The sequence below is a fragment of the Phocaeicola intestinalis genome (genome assembly GCF_014837065.1).
Taxonomy (GTDB): domain Bacteria; phylum Bacteroidota; class Bacteroidia; order Bacteroidales; family Bacteroidaceae; genus Phocaeicola; species Phocaeicola intestinalis.
Genome location: NZ_JACSPP010000143.1, coordinates 1 through 815, shown reverse-complemented (window position 1 = coordinate 815; position 815 = coordinate 1). Strand labels below are relative to the sequence as shown.

1 protein-coding gene is annotated in these 815 nt (G+C 45.5%); it reads right to left on the bottom strand.

Annotated features, from left to right (window positions below):
* Window positions 1-556: 556 nt before the first annotated feature.
* Window positions 557-815: hypothetical protein (locus H9625_RS17410; RefSeq protein ID WP_191765589.1), on the bottom strand; the 259-nt coding region annotated here is incomplete at its 5' end.

The following is an 815-nucleotide window of genomic DNA, read 5'->3' as shown; positions in this document are numbered from 1 at the left end:
ACGGGGGTGTCCAGAGGGGTGTAACCCCGTTGGCTCATTGGGGCATTTTTAGCGGTGCCTGCACTGCGTAAAGAAAATGCCCTAATGAGCTATGGCTTTTTTGTTTCCTAAAGCCTGTGAGAGTACCTTCTTCATATAGCCTCCGTCAATGCGGGACTGGTTCACAATCTTGTAGAGAGTTGTACTTACGCGAATGAATTCTTCTTTTTTTCCATATTCTTGATACTGGTTTTAGTGTTGCCTACATTCTGTCGGCAACGGGTTAAACATGGTTGCAAAGCTACGGAAGTGTCGGTAAAATCTTGATACGCAAATCTATGCGGAACGGCGCAAAATAGGTCATGCCAAAAGAAAATGCAGTATAAACGGGTGGCTCTTCCAGGTAAAAGGAGATAAAAAAGCCCGAAGTCGTGGAATATGCACGTCTTCGGGGACTGGTTGTTGCAGATAATTACAGATTGACTGATGTTCTGATTTACAGATTCAATGACTTCATGTTGTCACTACGTCATATTAAATCGTTAATCATCAAATGGCTGAACATAAAAAGTTCATTCTAACATTCATTCGGCATTCTGTTATTCACTGACACCAGCAGGACTTGTTCCTTTTTTCGCCGGCACAATCTTTCCAGCAGGACATTGCGAATCATTGCGGCACCTGACGTGTCAATGCGGAAAGCGAGTGCCACCACCATCGGCAGGGCATACATGTCCGCATAATAGCCGTTGGGCAGCCTGATACGTTTTTCAGCTTCAAGAGGATTCAAAACTCCACACTTGTACACGGCACGAATGGCGGCACGGAGCGTCGGG